Source organism: Roseovarius sp. THAF8, from assembly GCF_009363735.1.
Lineage (GTDB): Bacteria > Pseudomonadota > Alphaproteobacteria > Rhodobacterales > Rhodobacteraceae > Roseovarius.
Window position 1 is genome coordinate 1,439,493 of the sequence record NZ_CP045410.1, and the last position, 19,657, is coordinate 1,459,149.

General features: G+C 66.0%; 20 protein-coding genes. 8 read left to right on the top strand and 12 right to left on the bottom strand.

Annotation, left to right across the window (positions count from 1 at the left end):
* Positions 1 to 7: 7 nt before the first annotated feature.
* Positions 8 to 2,209, bottom strand: a complete 2,202-nt coding sequence (locus tag FIU85_RS06990; RefSeq protein WP_152496360.1) for a primosomal protein N' — start codon at positions 2,207 to 2,209, stop codon at positions 8 to 10.
* A 122-nt stretch (positions 2,210 to 2,331) separates the two neighbouring features.
* Here FIU85_RS06990 and fsa point away from each other — a divergent pair, with 122 nt between their 5' ends.
* Together fsa and FIU85_RS07000 are read left to right on the top strand one after the other, a co-directional pair.
* The gene (gene fsa / locus FIU85_RS06995; RefSeq protein ID WP_152496361.1) at positions 2,332 to 2,985 is read left to right on the top strand and encodes a fructose-6-phosphate aldolase; all 654 of its coding nucleotides are present in this window, start codon (positions 2,332 to 2,334) and stop codon (positions 2,983 to 2,985) included.
* Positions 2,986 to 3,106: 121 nt separating this feature from the next.
* Positions 3,107 to 3,604 (top strand): GNAT family N-acetyltransferase, encoded by a 498-nt coding sequence (locus FIU85_RS07000; RefSeq protein WP_152496362.1) that lies wholly within the window; start codon positions 3,107 to 3,109, stop codon positions 3,602 to 3,604.
* 131 nt (positions 3,605 to 3,735) lie between these two features.
* Here the strand turns inward: FIU85_RS07000 and FIU85_RS07005 are convergent, their stop codons facing one another.
* Positions 3,736 to 5,427: a hypothetical protein gene (locus FIU85_RS07005; protein WP_152496363.1), complete on the bottom strand. Its 1,692-nt coding sequence runs from the start codon at positions 5,425 to 5,427 to the stop codon at positions 3,736 to 3,738.
* A gap of 246 nt (positions 5,428 to 5,673) precedes the next feature.
* Here FIU85_RS07005 and FIU85_RS07010 point away from each other — a divergent pair, with 246 nt between their 5' ends.
* The 3 genes from FIU85_RS07010 (at position 5,674) to FIU85_RS07020 (ending at position 8,100) form a co-directional block, all read left to right on the top strand.
* Positions 5,674 to 6,381, top strand: coding sequence for a DUF484 family protein (locus tag FIU85_RS07010; protein WP_152496364.1), 708 nt, complete (start codon positions 5,674 to 5,676; stop codon positions 6,379 to 6,381).
* Positions 6,378 to 7,310, top strand: a complete 933-nt coding sequence (locus FIU85_RS07015; RefSeq protein ID WP_152494394.1) for a tyrosine recombinase XerC — start codon at positions 6,378 to 6,380, stop codon at positions 7,308 to 7,310. The genes FIU85_RS07010 and FIU85_RS07015 overlap by 4 nt, the downstream gene beginning before the upstream one ends.
* 94 nt (positions 7,311 to 7,404) lie before the next feature.
* Complete coding sequence (locus FIU85_RS07020) at positions 7,405 to 8,100, top strand: phosphatidylcholine/phosphatidylserine synthase (RefSeq protein WP_152496365.1); 696 nt, start codon at positions 7,405 to 7,407, stop codon at positions 8,098 to 8,100.
* Here the strand turns inward: FIU85_RS07020 and FIU85_RS07025 are convergent.
* The 5 genes from FIU85_RS07025 to FIU85_RS07045 form a co-directional block, all read right to left on the bottom strand.
* Positions 8,097 to 8,537: a methylated-DNA--[protein]-cysteine S-methyltransferase gene (locus FIU85_RS07025; protein ID WP_152494393.1), complete on the bottom strand. Its 441-nt coding sequence runs from the start codon at positions 8,535 to 8,537 to the stop codon at positions 8,097 to 8,099. The genes FIU85_RS07020 and FIU85_RS07025 overlap by 4 nt on opposite strands.
* A gap of 72 nt (positions 8,538 to 8,609) precedes the next feature.
* A complete protein-coding gene (locus FIU85_RS07030; protein ID WP_152496366.1) occupies positions 8,610 to 9,548 on the bottom strand; it encodes an OmpA family protein in 939 nt (312 codons plus the stop codon).
* A 33-nt stretch (positions 9,549 to 9,581) separates the two neighbouring features.
* The gene (locus FIU85_RS07035) at positions 9,582 to 10,154 is read right to left on the bottom strand and encodes a peroxidase-related enzyme (protein ID WP_152496367.1); all 573 of its coding nucleotides are present in this window, start codon (positions 10,152 to 10,154) and stop codon (positions 9,582 to 9,584) included.
* A complete protein-coding gene (locus FIU85_RS07040) occupies positions 10,151 to 10,900 on the bottom strand; it encodes a GNAT family N-acetyltransferase (RefSeq protein ID WP_152496368.1) in 750 nt (249 codons plus the stop codon). The genes FIU85_RS07035 and FIU85_RS07040 overlap by 4 nt, the downstream gene beginning before the upstream one ends.
* Positions 10,897 to 11,619, bottom strand: coding sequence for a molybdopterin-binding protein (locus FIU85_RS07045; RefSeq protein WP_152496369.1), 723 nt, complete (start codon positions 11,617 to 11,619; stop codon positions 10,897 to 10,899). Before FIU85_RS07045 ends, FIU85_RS07040 begins: the two co-directional genes overlap by 4 nt.
* Positions 11,620 to 11,665: 46 nt before the next feature.
* Here FIU85_RS07045 and sfsA point away from each other — a divergent pair, with 46 nt between their 5' ends.
* A complete protein-coding gene (gene sfsA, locus FIU85_RS07050) occupies positions 11,666 to 12,367 on the top strand; it encodes a DNA/RNA nuclease SfsA (RefSeq protein WP_152496370.1) in 702 nt (233 codons plus the stop codon).
* A 60-nt stretch (positions 12,368 to 12,427) separates the two neighbouring features.
* Positions 12,428 to 13,255, top strand: a complete 828-nt coding sequence (gene map, locus FIU85_RS07055) for a type I methionyl aminopeptidase (protein WP_152496371.1) — start codon at positions 12,428 to 12,430, stop codon at positions 13,253 to 13,255.
* Positions 13,256 to 13,363: 108 nt separating this feature from the next.
* On the opposite strand, the gene FIU85_RS07060 is transcribed toward map, so the two are convergent.
* From FIU85_RS07060 to FIU85_RS21940, 5 genes are all read right to left on the bottom strand, one after another.
* Positions 13,364 to 14,017, bottom strand: coding sequence for a DUF2268 domain-containing putative Zn-dependent protease (locus FIU85_RS07060; protein ID WP_172978814.1), 654 nt, complete (start codon positions 14,015 to 14,017; stop codon positions 13,364 to 13,366).
* A 387-nt stretch (positions 14,018 to 14,404) separates the two neighbouring features.
* Positions 14,405 to 15,556, bottom strand: a complete 1,152-nt coding sequence (locus FIU85_RS07065; protein ID WP_152496373.1) for a benzoate/H(+) symporter BenE family transporter — start codon at positions 15,554 to 15,556, stop codon at positions 14,405 to 14,407.
* Complete coding sequence (locus FIU85_RS07070) at positions 15,556 to 15,795, bottom strand: DUF3253 domain-containing protein (RefSeq protein ID WP_152496374.1); 240 nt, start codon at positions 15,793 to 15,795, stop codon at positions 15,556 to 15,558. The genes FIU85_RS07065 and FIU85_RS07070 overlap by 1 nt, the downstream gene beginning before the upstream one ends.
* Before the next feature lie 29 nt (positions 15,796 to 15,824).
* Positions 15,825 to 18,797 carry an isoleucine--tRNA ligase gene (ileS, locus tag FIU85_RS07075; RefSeq protein ID WP_152496375.1) on the bottom strand — a complete coding sequence of 991 codons (2,973 nt, stop codon included), beginning with the start codon at positions 18,795 to 18,797 and terminating at the stop codon, positions 15,825 to 15,827.
* Between the two features lie 217 nt (positions 18,798 to 19,014).
* Positions 19,015 to 19,227 carry a hypothetical protein gene (locus FIU85_RS21940; protein WP_172978815.1) on the bottom strand — a complete coding sequence of 71 codons (213 nt, stop codon included), beginning with the start codon at positions 19,225 to 19,227 and terminating at the stop codon, positions 19,015 to 19,017.
* On the opposite strand from FIU85_RS21940, the gene FIU85_RS07080 reads away from it, so the two are divergent.
* Positions 19,226 to 19,645 carry a group III truncated hemoglobin gene (locus FIU85_RS07080; protein ID WP_152496376.1) on the top strand — a complete coding sequence of 140 codons (420 nt, stop codon included), beginning with the start codon at positions 19,226 to 19,228 and terminating at the stop codon, positions 19,643 to 19,645. The two genes, FIU85_RS21940 and FIU85_RS07080, sit on opposite strands and share 2 nt — an antisense overlap.
* The last annotated feature ends 12 nt before the right edge of the window (positions 19,646 to 19,657 follow it).

Sequence of the window (19,657 nt, forward strand, 5' to 3'; positions counted from 1 at the left end):
GAGACGCTCACATGAAACTCTGCGGGTCGATATCCACCGCCAGCCGGAACTGGCTCGACCCCTTGACCGGCGCGATCCACTGAGCCAGCGCGCCTTGCAAGGCCACCCCCTTCGGCGCCTTCACCAACAGCCGCACACGGTGCCGCCCCCGCACCCGCGCGATGGGCGCCGGCGCCGGCCCAAAGACTTGCGCGCCCACCGCCCGGATCGGGCCGTCGTTGCGCGCCAGCGCATTCCCGATATCGAACGCCTCCTGCATGTCGGTCGAAGACAGGATGATCCCCGCCATCCGCCCGAAGGGCGGCACAGCCGCATGTTGCCGCTCCCCGGCCTCGGCGCGCCAGAAGCCTTCCTCGTCGCCGGTCAGAATGGCCCGGATCACCGGGTGCTCCGGCTGGAAGGTCTGCAACAGCGCCACCCCGGCCTTCTCGGCCCGCCCCGCGCGCCCCGCCACCTGCCGCATCAACTGGAACGTCCGCTCGGCAGCGCGCAAATCCGACCCCTGAAGCCCCAGATCGGCGTCGATCACGCCGACCAAAGTCAGGTTGGGAAAGTTGTGCCCCTTCGCCACCAGCTGCGTGCCTACGATAATGTCCGCGCCCCCCGCCGCGATCTCCTCGATCTGCGCCTTCAGCGCGCGCGCCGATCCGAACATGTCCGACGATAGCGTCGCCACCCGCGCCTCGGGGAAAAGCGCCACCGCCTCTTCAGTCATCCGCTCCACGCCGGGGCCCACGGCGGCCAGCTTGCCCTCGACGCCGCAGGCCGGGCAGGCCTCGGGCATGGGCTTGGTCTCGCCGCACTGGTGACAGACCAACCGCTTCAGGAAGCGATGCTCGACCATCCGCGCGTCGCAATGATCGCACCCCACCTGGTGCCCGCAGGCCCGGCAGATCGTCACCGGCGCATAACCCCGCCGGTTCAGGAACAAGAGCGACTGCTCGCCCTTCGCCAGTCGCGACTCGACGGCGGCCCGTAGGGTGGGTGAAACCCACGCGTTGCTGGCCAGCCGCTCATCGCGCATATCCACCGCGCGCAGCTCTGGCATCACCGCCGGTCCGAACCGCGCCGTCAAGTCCAGCCGCCGGTACTTTCCGGCCTCCGCATTGGCCCATGTCTCCAGGCTCGGCGTGGCCGAGGCCAGCACCACCTGCGCCGCACACAGACTACCGCGCAACACCGCCATGTCGCGCGCATTGTAAAGCACCCCGTCCTCCTGCTTGTAGGAGGTGTCGTGCTCCTCATCGACAACGATCAGCCCCAGGTCCCGAAACGGCAGGAACAACGCCGACCGCGCGCCCACCACCAGCTGGCACTGCCCCTGTCCCACCATCTTCCAGATCCGCCGCCGCTCGGTCATGGTGACGCCCGAATGCCACTCGGCGGGCTTCACCCCGAACCGCGCCTGCACCCGCGTCAGGAATTCCGAGGTCAGCGCGATCTCCGGCAACAGGACCAGCGCCTGCCGCCCTTGCGCGATGCATTCCGCCACCGCCTCCAGGTACACCTCCGTCTTGCCCGACCCGGTGACACCGCGCAGCAGGGTCGTCCCGAACACGCCCTCGCGCAGCCCCGCGCGCAGCGCATCCGCCGCCACCGCCTGATCCTCGGTCAGCTCCGCCCCCGGCCGCGCCGGGTCCAGCCGTGGAAACGGCGCATCGCGCGGCGTGTCTTCCTCACGGACAACCCCTTGCTTCACCAGCCCCTTCACGACCGAGGACGTCACCCCGGCCATGTCGCTCACTTCCTTCAGGGTAAAGCCCAGCCCGCCATATTCCTTCAGCACGGCGATCACCTTGCGCCGCGCCTCGGTGTCGCGATCGGGCCGCCCCTCGCCCAGCCGATAGATCTTCTGCATCGACGGCGGGTCGCCCAGCCCCGGCGCGCGCGTCGCCAGCCGCAGCATCGCGGGCAGCGGCGTCAGCGTGTAATCGGCGGCCTTGGCGATGAAGGCCTGCAACTCCTCGCGCATGGGTGCCGCGTCCAGCACCCGGATGACGGACCGAATCTTCGACAGGTCATAATCCCCGGCCCCCGCGCCCCAGACCACGCCCAGCACCTTGCGCGGCCCCAGCGGCACCTCGACGAACGCCCCCAGGTGACAGCCACCCTCCGGCGCCTTGTAATCCAGCACACGGCCCAACGGTTGCGTCGTAAGAACGCCCACCAGCTGGCCGGTTTCGAAAAAACTTGCACCGAAATACGTCAAGAACGGCGACCTTCGTCACGAGGTCCCGGGTCATGCCCGGGACGGGGGGTTTCGGGCGCATACCTTATGAGGTAAAGCATCCGACAGGAAACCCCAACGCGGCCAAGAGAGGGCCTTTCGAGATGAAATTCTTCGTAGACACCGCCGACGTCGACGCCATCAAGGAACTGAACGACCTGGGCATGGTCGACGGCGTCACCACCAACCCCTCGCTGATCCTCAAGTCGGGCCGCGACATCCTCGAAGTGACCAAGGAGATCTGCAGCCTGGTCGAAGGCCCCGTATCCGCCGAGGTCGTCGCCGTCGAGGCCGACCAGATGATCGAGGAAGGCCGCAAGCTCGCCGAGATCGCAGACAACATCGCCGTGAAGGTCCCGCTCACCTGGGACGGGCTCAAGGCCTGCAAGGTGCTCGCGGGCGAGGGCAACATGGTCAACGTCACGCTTTGTTTCTCCGCCAACCAGGCACTGCTGGCGGCCAAGGCGGGGGCCACGTTCATCTCGCCCTTCATCGGGCGTCTGGATGACATCAACCTCGACGGCATGGACCTCATTGGCGACATCCGCACGATCTATGACAATTACGGGTATGAGACCCAAATCCTCGCCGCCTCGATCCGAACGGTCAACCACGCCACCCAATCGGCCCTGATCGGCGCCGACGTGATGACCGCCCCGCCGGACGTGATCAAGAAAATGGCATCGCATCCCCTGACCGACAAAGGGCTGGACGCGTTCCTAGCGGACTGGGAAAAGACCGGGCAGAAGATCCTGTAGTCAGGCGGCCCGCAAGGGTCAGATCCATTTCGGACGGTGTCGAAGGCCGCGCGTCCCGGTGCGCGGCCTGTCACATGGCGATGACCCACACGCCGCGCACGTTCACAGGACAAATCACCTTATGGTGGACACCAAAGACACCAAGTTGAACGGCGAAATCACATTCGCCCGGTTGTCAGACATAGAGCCAACCGAGATCGAGACGCACATGTCCGACCCCCGGATGGCGGACCATATGCCCCTTCTGACCACCGCATGGAATGCCGCAACCGTGGGGCGCTTCGTGGCAGCAAAGGAAGCGTGCTGGGCCCGTGACGGCCTCGGGCACTGGGCGATCCTGCACAACGACCGCTATGTCGGCTGGGGCGGTTTCCAGAAAGAAGGCGACGAGTGGGATTTCGGACTGGTCCTGAAGCCGGACGCCTTCGGCCTCGGCCGGCGCATCACGGCGCAGGCCCTCGCCTTCGCCCGGTCCGATCACCGCATCCCCTTCGTGACCTTCCTGTTGCCGCCGTCTCGCAAGAAACTGGCGGCGCTCGACCGGCTGGGGGCCAGGCCCGTTGGCCAGGTCGACTACGACGGCGCTAGGTTTCTCAAGTTTCGCCTCGAGACCGACTGATCGCGGCCTCCCGCAAGCAGACGCCGCGATCCGTGAAAATCAGACCATTTCCAAGAACGAGCGCGCGACAGGCAACACCCTCGTCGATTTGCGCGGCATCGCCATGGACCGGCGCGAGGCGCGGGGCCGCGTCAATTCCGCTGCATCTGCTGCCCGGTCTGGTTATACGCCTGCATCGGGTTGAAATTGGCGTTGTTGGTCAGGATGATCGCCCCGTTCTGCAATTCCCACGCGTAATTGTAGTTCTGGTTCAGCAACACGGTGCCGCCCGAGGGCGTCTGCCACGGCTGGACTTCCCAGATGCCGTTGATCGACTTGGCGTGGCCCGCATCCTTCATGCCTTCGCGCCGTTTCCAGCTTTCGAACATCATGTCCCCGATCGAGGTATCGGCCCCGGCCACACCGCCACCCCCGGCCGGGCGCGGCTGGCGCAATCTGGTGGCCCACCACTGCCGTTCCAGCTGCTTCCACTGCGGATTGACCCGCAAGTTGTTCAGGATGGGGACAAAGCCGGGATGCCCTTCGTCCAGTTTGCCCACGGGGGTGAACACCCCCATCACGAGCGCCGTCCGCCCGTCGCGAAAGATCGCGCCATCGTAATTCGCCTCGGCATGTTTGGTGATCACTACGAAATAGGCATCGTTCTCGCGCTGCTGGGTCCGCACATGCGCCCGGATCACGACCCCGTCCGCCCACGCCCTTGCCGTCTCCGGCCAACTGGCGCGCCACTGCTGTTCGATCAGCTCGACCAGGGGCTTCAGGTCCGGCGGGCGGTCCACGTTCTGGATCGTGACCTGCATCAGGGTCGAAACGGCCGGGAAATAGGCCCGCGCCGCCATCTCGGCATCGGTCAGGTCCTGGCCCAGGCACATGTAGCTCACCGGCCCGTAGGACGACACGCCCCAGCTGAGCGGGTTCATGTACGCAAGCCCATAGGCCTGGTCCTGCGTACCCGCCCCCCACATCAGCGCGGCGCCCGTAAAACAGCCCCCCTGGCCATCCGAGTGGCTCCATTGCACGCCGCCCTGCGTTTCCCAGCCGGCGGGCACAAGCGTCTCGTAGGCCAATACCGCCTGCCCTGTCGGCCCGTTGCTGTCGAGGATCTGAACGCGCCGCATTTCCAGCCCGTCTTCGGGCAGGGCCGCCGCTCCGGTGGTTTCCGCAGCGGCGCCGGTCGTGGTCTGGCCCGCGGGGTCCGGTTGAGTGCCGCCAGCCCCATCCGAGAACGCGGTGAATCGGGCCTGTACATCGCCCTCCGCCGCGATGCCGACACTGCCATGGCCAAAGAGGTCTCCGCCGACCGACCCAAGCGACGTGCCATTGAGCAGATAGGTGATCCCGTCGCCGTCCTCCTCGACGGTCAGCCAGTTCGCCGTACCCTGCCGGAACGCGTCGCTGGACATCTCGACCAGGGGCCGGACCCCGTCGCTGTCGCGCCGGAACACCCGCACCATGCCTCGCGCGTCGAGCGTTATCATGTGATAGCGGTCCCTCCGCTCGTTGAGACCGTAAAGCACTCCGGCAGAGCCTGCGCTGTCGGGATGAACCTCGAGCTCCACATCGACCCGCCGCCGCCCTTCGGTGTCGGGCTCCGGGCCCACGTAGAAATACGTGATCGCCTGCGGATTGCCGGTATTCGCGATTTCGAAACCGTCGCCGTTGTTGGTGTATCGCCAGCCGTCGTCCTGCCCCGTGGCCGGCAGAAACCCTGCAAGACGTCCCATCCCCGTGCCGCCGGATTGCGCGGCCATCGGGCTGGCCTGGACCAGGCAGAGGACGAGAAAAGACAGGACAACGGCAAGGGCCAAATGAATTGCGCGCATGGCACATCCTTTCGAAATGAAGGCGATCTAAATCAATTGCCGCGATGTTATGGGAGAATCGGATTGGCACAAAGGGAATTGGCAGTGCGCTCGCAGGACGGGCCGCGCTCTCGCGTTCCGGCAAGCACAACGCCCGGCACGCCCCCGGGGCACGCTGCGCGCAAAAATCCGGTCATCGCCGAGAAATCTGTTGCGGCATCGCCCCCGCATATCTGATAAGCTTGGAAAAAATAATCAGAGGCAGACATGAGCAGCAAGCCCGAGATGAACGACCAGATGCGCGACAAGATCATCGCGCAACCCGATGTTATCCTTGAAGACCAAGACCTTATGCGCGCCCTCATCGCCGCGAACGAACGCGCCATGGGCAACAATATCGTCGACTTGCGCGGCATCGCCATGGACCGGCTCGAGGCCCGGCTGGAACGGCTGGAAGACACCCACCGCTCGGTCATCGCCGCCGCGTATGAAAACCTCGCCGGCACCAACCAGGTGCACCGCGCCATCCTGCGGATGCTCGACCCGGTCGAGTTCGAGGACTTTCTTCGCAATCTCGGCGGCGACGTCGCCACCATCCTGCGTGTCGATTGCGTGAAACTGGTGCTGGAATCCGTCCAGAACGACGCCGACCCCGCCGTCAAGCGCCTGGGCGATGTTCTCTCCGTCGCCGAACCGGGTTTCATCGAGCGGTATCTCGGCGCCGGTCACCCCGGCCCCGTGCGCCAGGTCACCCTGCGCCAGGTCCACGAGGGCGACGCCCGAATCTATGGCCGCGAGGCCGAGTTCATGCGCTCCGAGGCGTGCCTCCTGCTCGATTTCGGCGAAAGCCGCCTGCCCGGCCTGCTGGTCATGGGGTCCGAGGACCCGCACCAGTTCAGCCCGCAACAGGGCACCGACCTTCTGTCCTTCTTCGCCGGCATCTTCGAACGGGCGATGCGCCGATGGCTGTCATGATCTCCGCCGCGGCCCGCGACGCGCTTCAGGCCTGGCTCGATCATCACAAGTCCCTGCGCGGCGCGTCCCCTCACACGCTCGCCGCCTACGGGCGTGACGTGGCGGACTTCCTGGCCTTCATGACCGAGCACAAGGGCGCGTCCCAGGGCCTCGGCGCGCTGGCCAAGCTCAGCGTGTCGGACATGCGCTCCTGGATGGCCTTCACCCGCGGCCGCGACGTGGGCGCCCGCAGCCTCGCGCGCAAGCTCTCGGCGGTCAAAAGCTTCTTTGGCTGGCTGGCAGAGCGCGAAGGCGTCGACCCGGCGGCGGTCCTCGCCGCCCGCGCGCCCAAGTTCCAGCGCAAGCTGCCCCGGCCGCTGACGCCCGATGCCGCCCGCGCGGTCATCGAAACCGCCGAGACCCAGCATCCCACCGGCTGGATCGCCGCCCGCGACCAGGCGGTGATAACATTGCTTTACGGCTGCGGTCTTCGGGTATCCGAGGCGCTTGGCCTCACCGGCCGCGTCCTGCCCGTGGGCGACAGCCTGCGCATCGTCGGCAAGGGTGGCAAGGAACGCATCGTGCCGGTCATCGCCCCCGCCCGAACCGCCCTGGCCCGCTATCTCGACCTCTGCCCCTATCCGACCCAGCCCGACACGCCGATTTTCCGCGGCGCCCGTGGCGGCGCGCTCTCGCCCCGCGCGGTGCAGAGACTCATGGCCAGCGTCCGGATGCAGCTTGGCCTGCCCGCCACCGCCACGCCCCATGCCATGCGCCACAGCTTCGCCACGCACCTGCTGAATGCCGGCGGCGACCTGCGCGCGATACAGGAACTTCTGGGCCACGCGTCCCTGTCGACCACCCAGGCCTACACGGCGGTCGACACCGCCCGCCTCATGGATGTCTACAACCAGAGCCATCCCAAGGCCCGCGCCCCCGGCAAGGCCTGACCCTGTCGGCCCAAAGCCACAGCGTCCCTCGCCCAAGGCCGTCCGCGCCGATTTGTAATTGCATCCCCTGCCTCATTCCCCCATCACGGGTGCCATGAGCCTGCGTATGAAAGCCCTCCTCGTGCATCTGCTGACCGCCACGGGTGCGGTCTTCGCCATGCTGGCGATGCTGGCCGCGATCCAGGAGAAATGGTCGCTAATGTTCCTCTGGCTGGTGGTGGCCTTCGCGGTGGACGGCATCGACGGGCCACTGGCGCGCAGATACGACGTCAAGACCAACTTCCCGCTCTTCGACGGCGTGCTCCTGGACCTGATCATCGACTACCTCACCTACGTCTTCATTCCCGCCTTCGCGCTCTTCGAGTTCGGCCTGCTGCCGGGCTGGACCGGCTGGGTCGCGATCATCATCATCACCTACTCCTCGGCGCTCTACTTCGCCGACACGCGGATGAAGACGAAAGACAACTCGTTTTCCGGCTTCCCGGGCTGCTGGAACATGCTGGCGCTCGTGCTCTTCGCGATCGAGCCCAACTTCTGGGTCTCGCTGACCATCGTCACGCTGCTGGCGGTGTCGATGTTCCTGCCGCTGAAATTCATCCACCCGGTGCGCACCGAACGCTGGCGCTGGATTTCCCTGCCGATGATCGTCGCCTGGACTTTCTTCGCCGGCTGGGCCGCCTGGGTCGATTTCCACCCCGAAAGCTGGGCCCACTGGGGCCTCGTGGTGACCTCGGTCTACCTCACCCTCGCGGGCATCGCGCAACAGATCATCCCCCAGCGCAACGCCTAGAGCAACAGCCCCGCCGCGCCCTCGTGGCGCAGCAGCCAGACCTTGGTCTCGATTCCGCCGGCACCGGAATAACCGCCCAGCCCAGCGGCGCCCAAAACCCTGTGGCACGGGATGATCACCGGGATCGAATTGCCGCCGCACGCCCCGCCCACCGCCTGCGCGGGCACGCCCAGCGCCTTCGCGATATCGCCATACTCCCGGGTCTCGCCCCACGGAATCGCCAGCATCGCGGCGCAAACCTCGCGCTGAAACTCCGATCCTTCGGGGGCCAGCGGCAGATCGAAGGCCTGCAACCGGCCCTCGAAATACGCCGCCAGCTGCGCGCAGGCCTCCTCCAGTTCGGGCCGCGCCTCCGCCGCCCCGGCCTGCCCCCAGCCAACGCCAATGATCGATGCGCCGTCGCTCGTCACCCGCAGCGGTCCCACCGGGCTCTCCATCCCGGCCTCATAAACCGACCCCGGCTTTTTCTTGCCAAAAATACTCAAATCCCGCCCTCTCGGCCCCGCGCCTCACTCGGTGTTGAGCAGCACCGCCTCCACTCGCCGGTTCGCCTCGCGCCCCTCTTCCGTCAGGTTCGAGGCAATGGGCGCGAGATATCCCATCCCCTCCGCCGCAAGCTGCCTGCGCGGGATGTCATACTCCGACACCAGCCGCTCCAGCACCGCCGCCGCGCGGCGGCGCGACAGCGCGGTGTTGTTTTCCAGCGTGCCCACCGTGTCGGTGTGCCCCACCAGCGCCACGCGCCGCTCCGGGTCTTCGCGCAGGAACGCCGCCAGCGCCTGCAAGGACGGGTGCGGCCCCGGCCCCAGCGACACCGTGCCGGTCTCGAAATCCAGATCCGACAGGACCGCGTGCCCGATCTGAGTCAGCCGCTCCGCCAGCGGTCCGGTCTCCGCCTCGGGCATCCCGCCGGTGGTGACCGTTTCCTCCGGCGGCGTCGCCTCCTCCGCGGTCAGGCTCCCGGTCGCCGTCTCCGATTGCGCCAGCCGGATGACCTGGATATAGCCGCTGCCGGACACCTGGCTGACCAGCACGGTCACGTAATCCATGACGCCTCCCGCCCCCTCCTTGCGCGCAGACAGGAAGCGATAGTCGCGCAGGTCCACGAACATGTCCGGCGCGGGCAATATCCGCGTGTTGAACCGAAAATCGAACCCGCCGCATTCCCGCGCCGCGCAGTCCAGCATGATCGAATACCCTGCCTCGACGACCTGTCGCCGCAAGGGGCGCTGCAACTGCAGGCTGGTCAGCCCCGGCGCATCCAGCCGCCACGCCTGCTGCAAAAAGAACCCCTCGGCGTCGATCGCCGGGATCTGCCCGTCAGCATAGACGTCCGTCGGCACAAGATAGGCTTCGGCGGCCCGGCGCACCTCGCCGGTCAGCGTGGCCCCCGCGGGCAGGCTCAGCTCCAGCGCCCCGGCCTCCGCCGCGGCCCCGAGACCCAACATCAGACCGACCGAGGTTGCCCGCCGCCCCACCGATCAGCGGGCCTGGCCGTGATATTCGGGATTGGGCTTCATGCCCGTGGCACTGGCCATCCGGTTCGACATGCTGAAGAATCCTACCACGGCGGCGATGTCCCAGATATCGCGCTCGGAAAAGCCAGCATCGCGCAGCGCCTGCCGGTCCGCCTCGACCGTCTCGGCGCTCGCCTTGGTGACCTTCTCGGCAAATTCCAGCATAGCCGTCTGCCGCGCGTCCAGGTCGGCCGCGCGCCAGTTCATCACCATCGCCTCGCCCAGGGCCGGATCGCCCGATAGTGCCCGCACCGCGGCGCCATGCGCCACCTGGCAATACCAGCAGCGGTTGATCGAGCTGACCACCACCGCGATCATCTCGCGCTCCAGCTTGCTCAGGCCACTGTCGCCCAGCATCAGCTCGTTATACATCGCCGTGAAGGCGTTCAGCTTCTCGATATCGAAGGCATAGGCCCGCAGCACGTTCGGGATCATGCCCAGCTTGTCCTGACACACATCGAAATATTTCCGCGTGGCATCGGGCAGCGGGTCCGCCATCGGCAGGTTCAGGGCGGTGGGCAGATCATCTTGGCTCATGGGGTCTTGCCATCCTTCTTAATGCGGTAATGATACTGTCCCACACGCGTCATCCCGAGGGAAGAGTAGAGCGCATTGGCCGCGTCGTTGGCGATGGTACACAGCACGCTCAGATGCGTGGCGCCCTGCCCGGCGGCCCACTGCGCCGCGTGATGCGTCAGGTGCCGCCCAAGCCCGCCGCGCCGCTCGCCCTTTCGCACTTCCAGCGCGTGGATCATCGCCACCCCGTCCGAGATCGCGACGAACCCGGTGGCCGCGGGCCGGTTCGCCGTCCGCCCGAACAGCGAGGTCTTGGGCCCCTCCACCCGGCGCATCACGTCCACCCGCGCCGGCCCGATGCCGCCCTCGTCCCAGATATCCAGCTGGATCGCCATCGGCTCCCACAGGTCGAAGGTCGTCACCGGCGGCGGGTCCTCGCCCGTCAGCGTATCGACCGGGCAGACATACATGTTCACGGGATCGATCACGTCATACCCCGCGGCCCGCAGCATCGCGTCCAGCGACTCGTCGCCATGCCGGATCATGAAGAGCAGGTCCTGCCCCATCTCGCGCATCTTCGCCTCGGCCTCGGGCAGCGCCTCGCGGCTGACCGGCGTGCCCGGCTCGCGCAGCGTCGTCGCCGAGACCCGCTTGCCCCCGCCCCTGCCGTCGCGCAGGGTCCACGGTCCCGCGTCAAACATCTCGGCGGCGGGCCACGTGGCCTCCGTCACCGCGTAAAGCCTCCTGGCATCCGGCAGCCCGCTCATGCCGGAAACGCCTCTTGCAGGTCCTGCATCGCGCGTGTCACCTCCGCCTCGTCCTGTCCCCGGATCACCACGTTCACGCCAAAACGCCCGTTCACGATGAACGGGTAAGACCCGAAGGACAGCGCGTCATACCGCTCCGCCAGCGCGCCCAGCGGCCCCGCGATGTCGCCCTCGCCGCGCTCCACGCGCAAGGTCTGCGACACCACCGGCTGTCCGCCCGTCAGCGTTGGCAACAGCCCTTCCACCATCGCCTCGAAGATCTTCGGCACACCGGCCATCACGTGCACGTTCTCCAGGGTGAACCCCGGCGCCCCGCTCACCGGGTTGTCGATCAGCGTGGCCCCCTCCGGGACCCGCGCCATGCGCAGCCGCGCCTCGTTGATCTCCAGCCCCTGACGCTCGTAATGCGCCTCCAGGATGGCCCGCGCATCGTCGCGCACACCGATCGGCAGGCCAAAGGCCGCCGCCACGTTCTCTGCGGTGATGTCGTCATGGGTGGGCCCGATCCCGCCCGAGGTGAACAGGTGATCATACGCCCCCGCCAGCGCCTTGACCGCCTCCTGGATGGCGCGCGGATCGTCCGCCACCACGCGCACCTCCTTCAGGTCGATCCCATGCTCGGTCAGCCGCCCGGCAAGGTGGTGCATGTTGGCATCGCGCGTGCGGCCCGACAGGATCTCGTCACCGATCACCAGCATCGCGGCGGTTGGGTTGGGCATGGCGGCTCTCCTTGCGGCAGGTCTTGCTCCGGTATAGGCATGGCTGATGCGCTTTCAAACCCCTCTTGAACCGGCCACGCTGATCCGCCGCTACAAACGCTTCCTCGCGGATATAAGGCTCGAGAACGGGCGCGAGGTCACGGCCCATTGCGCCAATCCCGGCTCGATGATGGGGCTGGCGGACGAAGGAATGCGCATCTGGGTCGAACCCAATGACGATCCGAAGAAAAAGCTGAAATACGGCTGGCGGCTGGTGGACCACGGCGACGGCCACTTCACCGGCGTCGACACCGGCCTGCCCAACAAGGCCCTCAAGGTCGCGCTGACCGCCGGCGACATCCCCGAGCTTGCCGCCTACGACACCGTCCTGTCCGAACAGAAATACGGGCAAAACAGCCGGATCGACTTCCTTTTGCGCGGCCCGGACCTGCCCGACGCCTATATCGAGGTCAAATCCGTCACGCTCAGCCGCGAAAAGGGTCTTGCCGAGTTCCCCGACAGCGTCACCGCTCGCGGCGCCAAGCACCTGCGCGAACTGGCAGACATGGCCAGGTCCGGCCACCGCGCGGTGCTCTTCTACCTCGTCCAGCGCACCGACTGCACGCGTCTGACCGTGGCCGCCGACATAGACCACGTCTATGCCGAGGCGCTGCTGATGGCCCGCCTCGCGGGGGTCGAGGTTCTGGCCTACGATTGTGCAATCTCGCCCGAAGAGGTCGAAATTCGGCGCACATTGCCCCTGCGGTGACCTGCCCCTCTGGTCCTATGGCCGAATTCGGCCTACATACACCTCAAAGAATTGACTCGCATGGACCCAGACGTGAACGAACAACACCGAGGCAGACTGACCCGCGACGGCATCCGCATCCACGAGGCGGCGGATTTCGCCGGTATGCACAAGGCCGGCGCGCTCGCCGCCGAGATCCTCGATCAGGTCGCCGACCTTGTCGAAGTGGGCCAGACCACCGCCGTTCTGGACAAGTTCATCGAAGACAAGGTCACCGAGGCCGGCGCGAAATCCGCCACCATCGGCTACAAGGGCTACCAGCACGCCAGCTGCATCAGCGTCAATCACGTGGTCTGCCACGGCATCCCCGGCGACAAGAAGCTGAAGGATGGCGATATCCTGAACATCGACGTCACCGTGATCGTCGATGGCTGGTATGGCGACACATCGCGGATGTATGTCGCCGGCAAGCGCAACCGCAAGATCGAGCGCCTGATCCAGATCACCCATGACAGCCTGATGAAGGGGATCGAGGCGGTGAAGCCCGGCAACACCTTCGGCGATATCGGCCATGCCATCCAGAGCTTCGTCGAAGGCCAGCGCATGAGCGTGGTGCGCGACTTCTGCGGCCACGGCCTGGGCCGGGTGTTCCATGCCCCGCCCAACGTGCTGCATTACGGCCGCGAAGGCACCGGCCCCACGCTCGAGGAAGGCATGTTTTTCACCATCGAACCGATGGTGAACCTCGGCCGCCCCGAAACCAAGGTGCTCTCCGACGACTGGACCGCCGTCACCCGCGACCGCTCCCTCTCGGCCCAGTTCGAACATTCCATCGGCGTCACCGCAGACGGCTGCGAGATCTTCACCCTGTCGCCCGGCAACCGCTTCCATCCGACCTGGAGGGACTAGGCGAAGCGCAAGGCCCGCAACGGCGGCTTGTAGCCCAGACCACCTGATGCTGCAGCGCACACGAATGGCTGCTATCAGCGACGCCGCGACGTTTGTTTCGGTCGTGTGTCACCGGTGATTGACGACATCTTCGAGGACCTCACGAAACCTGCAAGCTTCGGCATGAACCAATTTGGCGGGCGTCTCGTCGGGATATCGTTTCAAGAACTGGCGAACCAAGGAAAACCCCAGAGAGTAGCCCCGCCACGCTGGCTCTGTCCCGAAAAACCATGCGGCATGGTCGTATTCTTCGTCACCCCAAGCCGCCGATGCGTCACGCGCCGATCGTGCGAGATCTTTGGTGTCGAGCGCACATTCCCACCTTTCCGGAGGGCTGCCGTATAGCTGCTGTGCGAAGTGGCCTGCCAACCCTTCAGTGACAAGGGCTTCACCCAATGAGCGTCCATATCCCGGCCCGCGCCAGCGCAGGACATGGTGCAACTCGTGGACGATTGTTCGCTCGAGGGGTTCGCCCAAATTATGCGCGCAGTTCGGATTGTCAGGGTCAAACGTCAGTTGGATCATATCGCCGGTGGGTGCGTATCCCATGAACCCGAGGTGAGCGATTGCACGGCCAGGCCAAGCCTGCACGACCACATCGATATCAACGGGCTCGGTTACAGTCTCCGCACGCGCTTGCGCTCTTTCAATCGCGTCGTGGATCGGCGTGCCGAGGCCGTCGAACCGACCGGAAGCATTGGCAACATGAATACTCCAACTCATGAAGCCATATCTATGCCTGCCCCGCGTGATCTTCCAGATCACCGAAGCTGACTTCCGCATATCCCTGCGAAGGTTCGCTTCGTCCCGCAAAGCCGATATTCGTGCCACCAGCAACGAATGCCGGGATCGAGCCAGAGTGAGACACCAATATCGAGCCCCCAGCCGGTTAACAGCCGCGAAGCGGCCCGGCCATCGTCAGCCCCTCCCTCGGGCTGGCGATTTGGCTGAGGCTGGGCGCCTTGATCATTCCGAGGCTGTGTTTGGCAGGCATTAGGTGCTTCAGATTTGCCGTCGGATCGTCACCCCAGGGGCTGACGCTCGCCTCCTTTGTGCGTTGCATCAACGCATATCGAGCGGCGTAGGGTGGGTGAAAACCCACGCGCGTCCCTACACCTTCATCCACTTAACGAACTGCACGAGCCCCCCGGCCAACAGCCCCCAGACGGCCCCGCCCAGCCCGAACACCGTCACGCCCGAGGCCGTGACCACGAAGGTGATCACCGCCGCCTCGCGATACTCCGCATCGCCCAGCGCCGCCGCCGTGGAATTGGCGAAGACGCCCAACAGGGCCACCCCCGCCACGCTCGCCATCACCATCGGCGGCGCAAGGCCCGCGAAGGTCGTGATCACGCCGGCAAATACCCCCAACACGCAGTAAAACACCCCCGCCATCACCGCCGACCAATAGCGTTTCGCGGGGTCCGGGTGGCTGTCCTCGTCCGCGCACATCGCCGCGGTGATGGCCGCCAGACACGTCTGCGGCGCGCCGCCCGGCGCCGACAGCACGCTGAACCCGCCCACGACACTCAACAATGGCCCCGGCTCCGGCGCGTATCCATGCGCCCGCATCACCGCCAGACCGGGCACGTTCTGCGTCGCCATCGTCACCACGTAAAGCGGCAGGCCGATCCCCAGAACGGCGGCCAGCGAGACCTCCGGCATCACGAAAACCGGCGCCGTCACCCAGCCTCCGGCATCAAACGCGGCCAGGTCGCCGTAGACCAGCACCGTGATCCCCGCCGCCACGACCGCGCCCGGTACCGCCAACAACTTGTTGATCCGGCCCAGCACAAACCACGCCGCCAGGATCGGCCCGATCACCACCGGCGTCTCGGCCACCGCCAGCACCGGCACGACCACCAGCGGCATCAGCACGCCCCCCAGCATCGCCTGCGCCAGCGGCGCCGGTATCGCCGCCGCCAGCCGCCCCAGCGGCCGCCAAAGCCCCGAGATCACCGTCAAAGCCCCCGCCACCAGGAACCCGGCCACCGCACCGGCAAACCCCGCTTCCACAGGAGCCGTCACCGCCAGCAGCGCCGCCCCCGGCGTCGACCACGCGACCGAGGCGGGCATCTTCGTCCACAGGCTCAGCACGATCCCCGCCAGCCCCATCGCCAGCGCCGCCGCCATCAGGCCCGAGGCCGCCTGCGCATCGCTCGCGCCCACGGCGGCCAATCCCTGCAACACGATGGGAAAGGAACTGAAGAACCCGACCATGGCCACGACGAACCCGGTCGACATCGTCTGAAGGGGCGGCATCACGTCTCTCCTTCGGCCAAACCCAACCGGATCGGCCCACTTGCCTCCACCGGATCGACGGCCACACCTTTCTGCGTCGCCACCAGCGGCAGCCCTGCCGCAACCTCACGCACACGCGGCATCAAATTACGCCAGTCGCCCGACAGCGCCCGCGCCGCCTCGGACGGGCAAAAGGTTTTGCCCGCCCCACGCTCCCGCGCCAGCCGCATCAATGTCTTGGCGATCTCATCATCCGTCATGCCGTAGGGTGGGGTTTCACCCCCCCCCGTCACCCCAACGCCTCGTTACACCGCGCACAGACCCCCGGATGCTTGTGCGTGCCCACATCCGGCAGGATCTTCCAGCACCGCTGGCACTTCTCGCCTTCCGCGCGCTCGAACACTACGGTCACACCGTCCACTTCCGGCAGGCGGTACGCCTCCGCCGGTCTGGGATCGTCGGTCAGCCGGATATCGGAGGTGATGCAGATATCGTCGAAATTCACCGATTTCAGCACCTCCAGCGCCTCGGCATCCCGCACATGCACCACCGGCGCCGCTTCCAGCGACGCCCCGATCACCTTGTCGGTCCGTTGCACCTCCAGCGCCGCCGTCACCACGCGCCGCGCCTGCCGCACCGTGGCCCATTTCGCGGCCAGCGGCTCGTTCAACCATTCCTTCGGCGTCTCCGGGACATCCACCAGGTGCACGGAACTGTCCTCGCCCGGGAACCGTTCCAGCCAGACCTCTTCCATGGTGAACACCAGCACCGGCGCCAGCCACGTGGTCAGGCGATGGAACAGGATATCCATCACCGTCCGCGCCGCCCGCCGCCGGGCCGTGTCCCCGTCGCAATAAAGCGCATCCTTGCGGATATCGAAGTAGAACGCGGAGAGCTCCACCGTGGCGAAGTTAAAGAGCGCCTGGAACACCCCCTGGAAATCATAGGCGGCGTAACCCGTCCGCACCTTGTGATCCAGTTCCGCCAGCCGGTGCAGCACCCAACGCTCCAGCTCCGGCATGTCGGCGGGCGCCACCCGGTCGTCCTCGCTGAAATGGCTCAGCGCGCCCAGCAGGAACCGCATCGTGTTGCGCAGCCGGCGATAGCTGTCGGCGGTCCCTTTCAGGATCTCCGGCCCGATCCGCTGATCGTTGGTGTAATCCGTCTGCGCCACCCACAACCGCAGGATATCGGCACCGTATTGCTTGACCACCTCGTCCGGCACGATCGTGTTGCCGAGCGACTTGGACATCTTGTTGCCCTTCTCGTCCAGCGTGAAGCCGTGTGTCAGCACGCCGCGATAGGGCGCATGCCCCGTCGTGCCACAGGATTGCAGCATGGACGAATGGAACCATCCCCGGTGCTGGTCGGTGCCTTCCAGGTACAGGTCCGCCATGCCGTCCTCGGACCCGTCCTCGCGGTCGCGCAGAACGAACGCATGGGTCGAGCCGGAATCGAACCAGACGTCGAGAATGTCGTCGACCTTCTCCCACTCGTTCGGGTCATAGTCATTCCCAAGGAACCGCTCCTTGGCACCGTCCTTGTACCACGCATCCGCGCCCTCGGCCTCGAATGCCTCCAGGATGCGCGCGTTGACCGCCTCATCCCGCAGCAGAAAGCCCTCGTCCGTGGGCATCGCGCCCTTTTTGACAAAACAAGTCAGCGGCACGCCCCAGGCCCGTTGACGGGACAAAACCCAGTCCGGCCGCGATTCCATCATGGAATACAAACGGTTGCGCCCGGTCTTGGGCGTCCACTGCACCTTGTCGATCTCGGTCAGCGCCCGCTGCCGGATCGTCTCGCCGCTGGCGTTCTGACCGTCACCGACGGCCTTGTCGATCGCGGCGAACCACTGCGGCGTATTGCGATAGATCACCGGCGCCTTCGACCGCCAGCTATGGGGATAGCTGTGCTTGATCTTGCCCCGCGCCAGCAGGCCACCCACCTCCACCAGCTTGTCGATGATCGTCTTGTTGGCGTTGCCCTCCTTGCCCTTGCGGTCAAGGATATAGGTGCCGCCAAAGAACGGCAGATCGGCGCGGAAACCGCCATCGTCCATCACGTTATAGGTGATGACCTGGTCCAGCATCCCGAGGCCACGATAAAGCTCGTATTCCTCCATCCCGTGGCTAGGCGCGCAATGCACGAACCCGGTGCCTTCCTCGTCGGTCACGAAATCGGCGGCGCGGAAATCGCGCAGATCGTCCCACTCGCCATTCGAGCCTTCGGCGCCGTGCAGCGGGTGTTTCAGGCTGAGACCCGCCAGCTCATCGGCGGTCACGTCTCGCACCCGGCTCCACTGATCGTCATTCAACCGCGCCCGGCCCATCACGTCCGCCGCCAGCTTGTCGGCCAGGATGAACCGGTCGCCCACATTGGCCCAGCACTCGTCCGGCGTGCCCGTGACCTCGTAAAGGCCATAGGCGATGTCCTCGCCATACACGACCGCCTTGTTCGACGGCATGGTCCAGGGCGTCGTGGTCCAGATGACGACGTAAGCGTTCTCCAACCCGTCCCGGGCTTGACCCGGGACCTCTTTGCTCTCCGAGACCCCGGCTCGGGGGCCGGGGTCGCCGTGGCCCTCGGCCACGGCGAACTTCACCCAAACCGTAAAGCTCTCCTTGTCGTGATACTCCACCTCCGCCTCCGCCAGCGCGGTCTTCTCCACCGGAGACCACATCACCGGCTTCGAGCCCTGATACAAAGTCCCGTTCATCAGGAACTTCTGGAACTCCTCCGCGATGATCCGCTCGGCGCGGAAATCCATCGTGAGGTAAGGCTTCTCCCATTTCCCGGTCACGCCCAGACGCTTGAACTCGTCGCGCTGGATATCGATCCAGCCTTCGGCAAACTTGCGGCACTCGGCGCGGAAATCGACGATATCCACCGCGTCCTTGTTCTGGCCCTTCTTGCGGTATTGCTCTTCGATCTTCCACTCGATCGGCAGGCCGTGACAATCCCAGCCGGGGATATAGCGCGCATCGCGCCCCATCATCTGCTGGGACCGCACAACCATGTCCTTCAGGATCTTGTTCAGCGCGTGGCCGATATGCAGGTGCCCGTTGGCATAGGGCGGTCCGTCATGCAGCGTAAACGGCTGGCGCGGCTCGGCGTCCGCCTTCTCGCGCAGGCGGTCATAGACCTTCAGGCCGTTCCACCGCTCCAGCCACTCGGGCTCGCGCTTGGGCAGGCCCGCGCGCATCGGGAACTCGGTCTGCGGCAGGTTCAGCGTGTCTTTGTAATCGGGTGTCTCGGAACACATCTGTGACGTCCTTTGTCACTGGCATTTCAATCTCTGGGTGGGGGCGGCGCGGTGCGTCCATACGCCTATGATCCCGGCGGCTCGTCTGTTTCAGAGCGCCGGGCATGTAATTCGAATGATGATCGCAAAGCGGGTCATGATGGGGGGCGTTATAGGTGGGCGCGTTCCAAGGAGCAAGCCGTAGAACCCCGGCCCCGCCGACGGCGGCCAAGACTTTTCAGAAAAGTCTTGGCAAAAGCCTTCTCAAGGCTTTTGCAACGCCCGCCCCGTTAACCCGTCGGATCGGCAAAATCCGCACCGTCGGCGGACCACCCGAATACCGACGCGATACCGACGTGCCGATTTCCGGCAAACCTGCGGCGTTAACCATGTTTTCCGAATCGTGTTTGCCATTGCATCCGGCCCATCCAACGGCCAGATTCGAGGCCATGACACCGGCCCTGCCCCCCCGTTTCGAGATCACCCGCGCCGAGATCGAGCGCGTGGTCTCGGCCTTCTACGCCGCGTGCCGCGCCCACCCCGGCCTGGCCCCTGTCTTTGCCGCGCACGTCACCGACTGGCCCGCGCACGAGGCGCGTGTCAGCGATTTCTGGGCCAATACGATCCTGCACGAGCGATGCTACGTGGGCAATGCCATGCAGGCCCATGTGCAGGCGGGCAACGTCAAACCCGGCATGTTCTCGATGTGGCTCGACCTCTTCGACAACACCCTGCAGTCCGAGCTTTCCCCGACCAAGGCCGCCGCCTGGTCGGCGCTCGCCCACCGCATCGGCCAGACCCTGCGCGCGGGCGTCGTGAACCGCGAGACCCTGCCCGGCGGCATCCCGAAGCTGGGTAACCCGTTCTGACGCACGCAACGG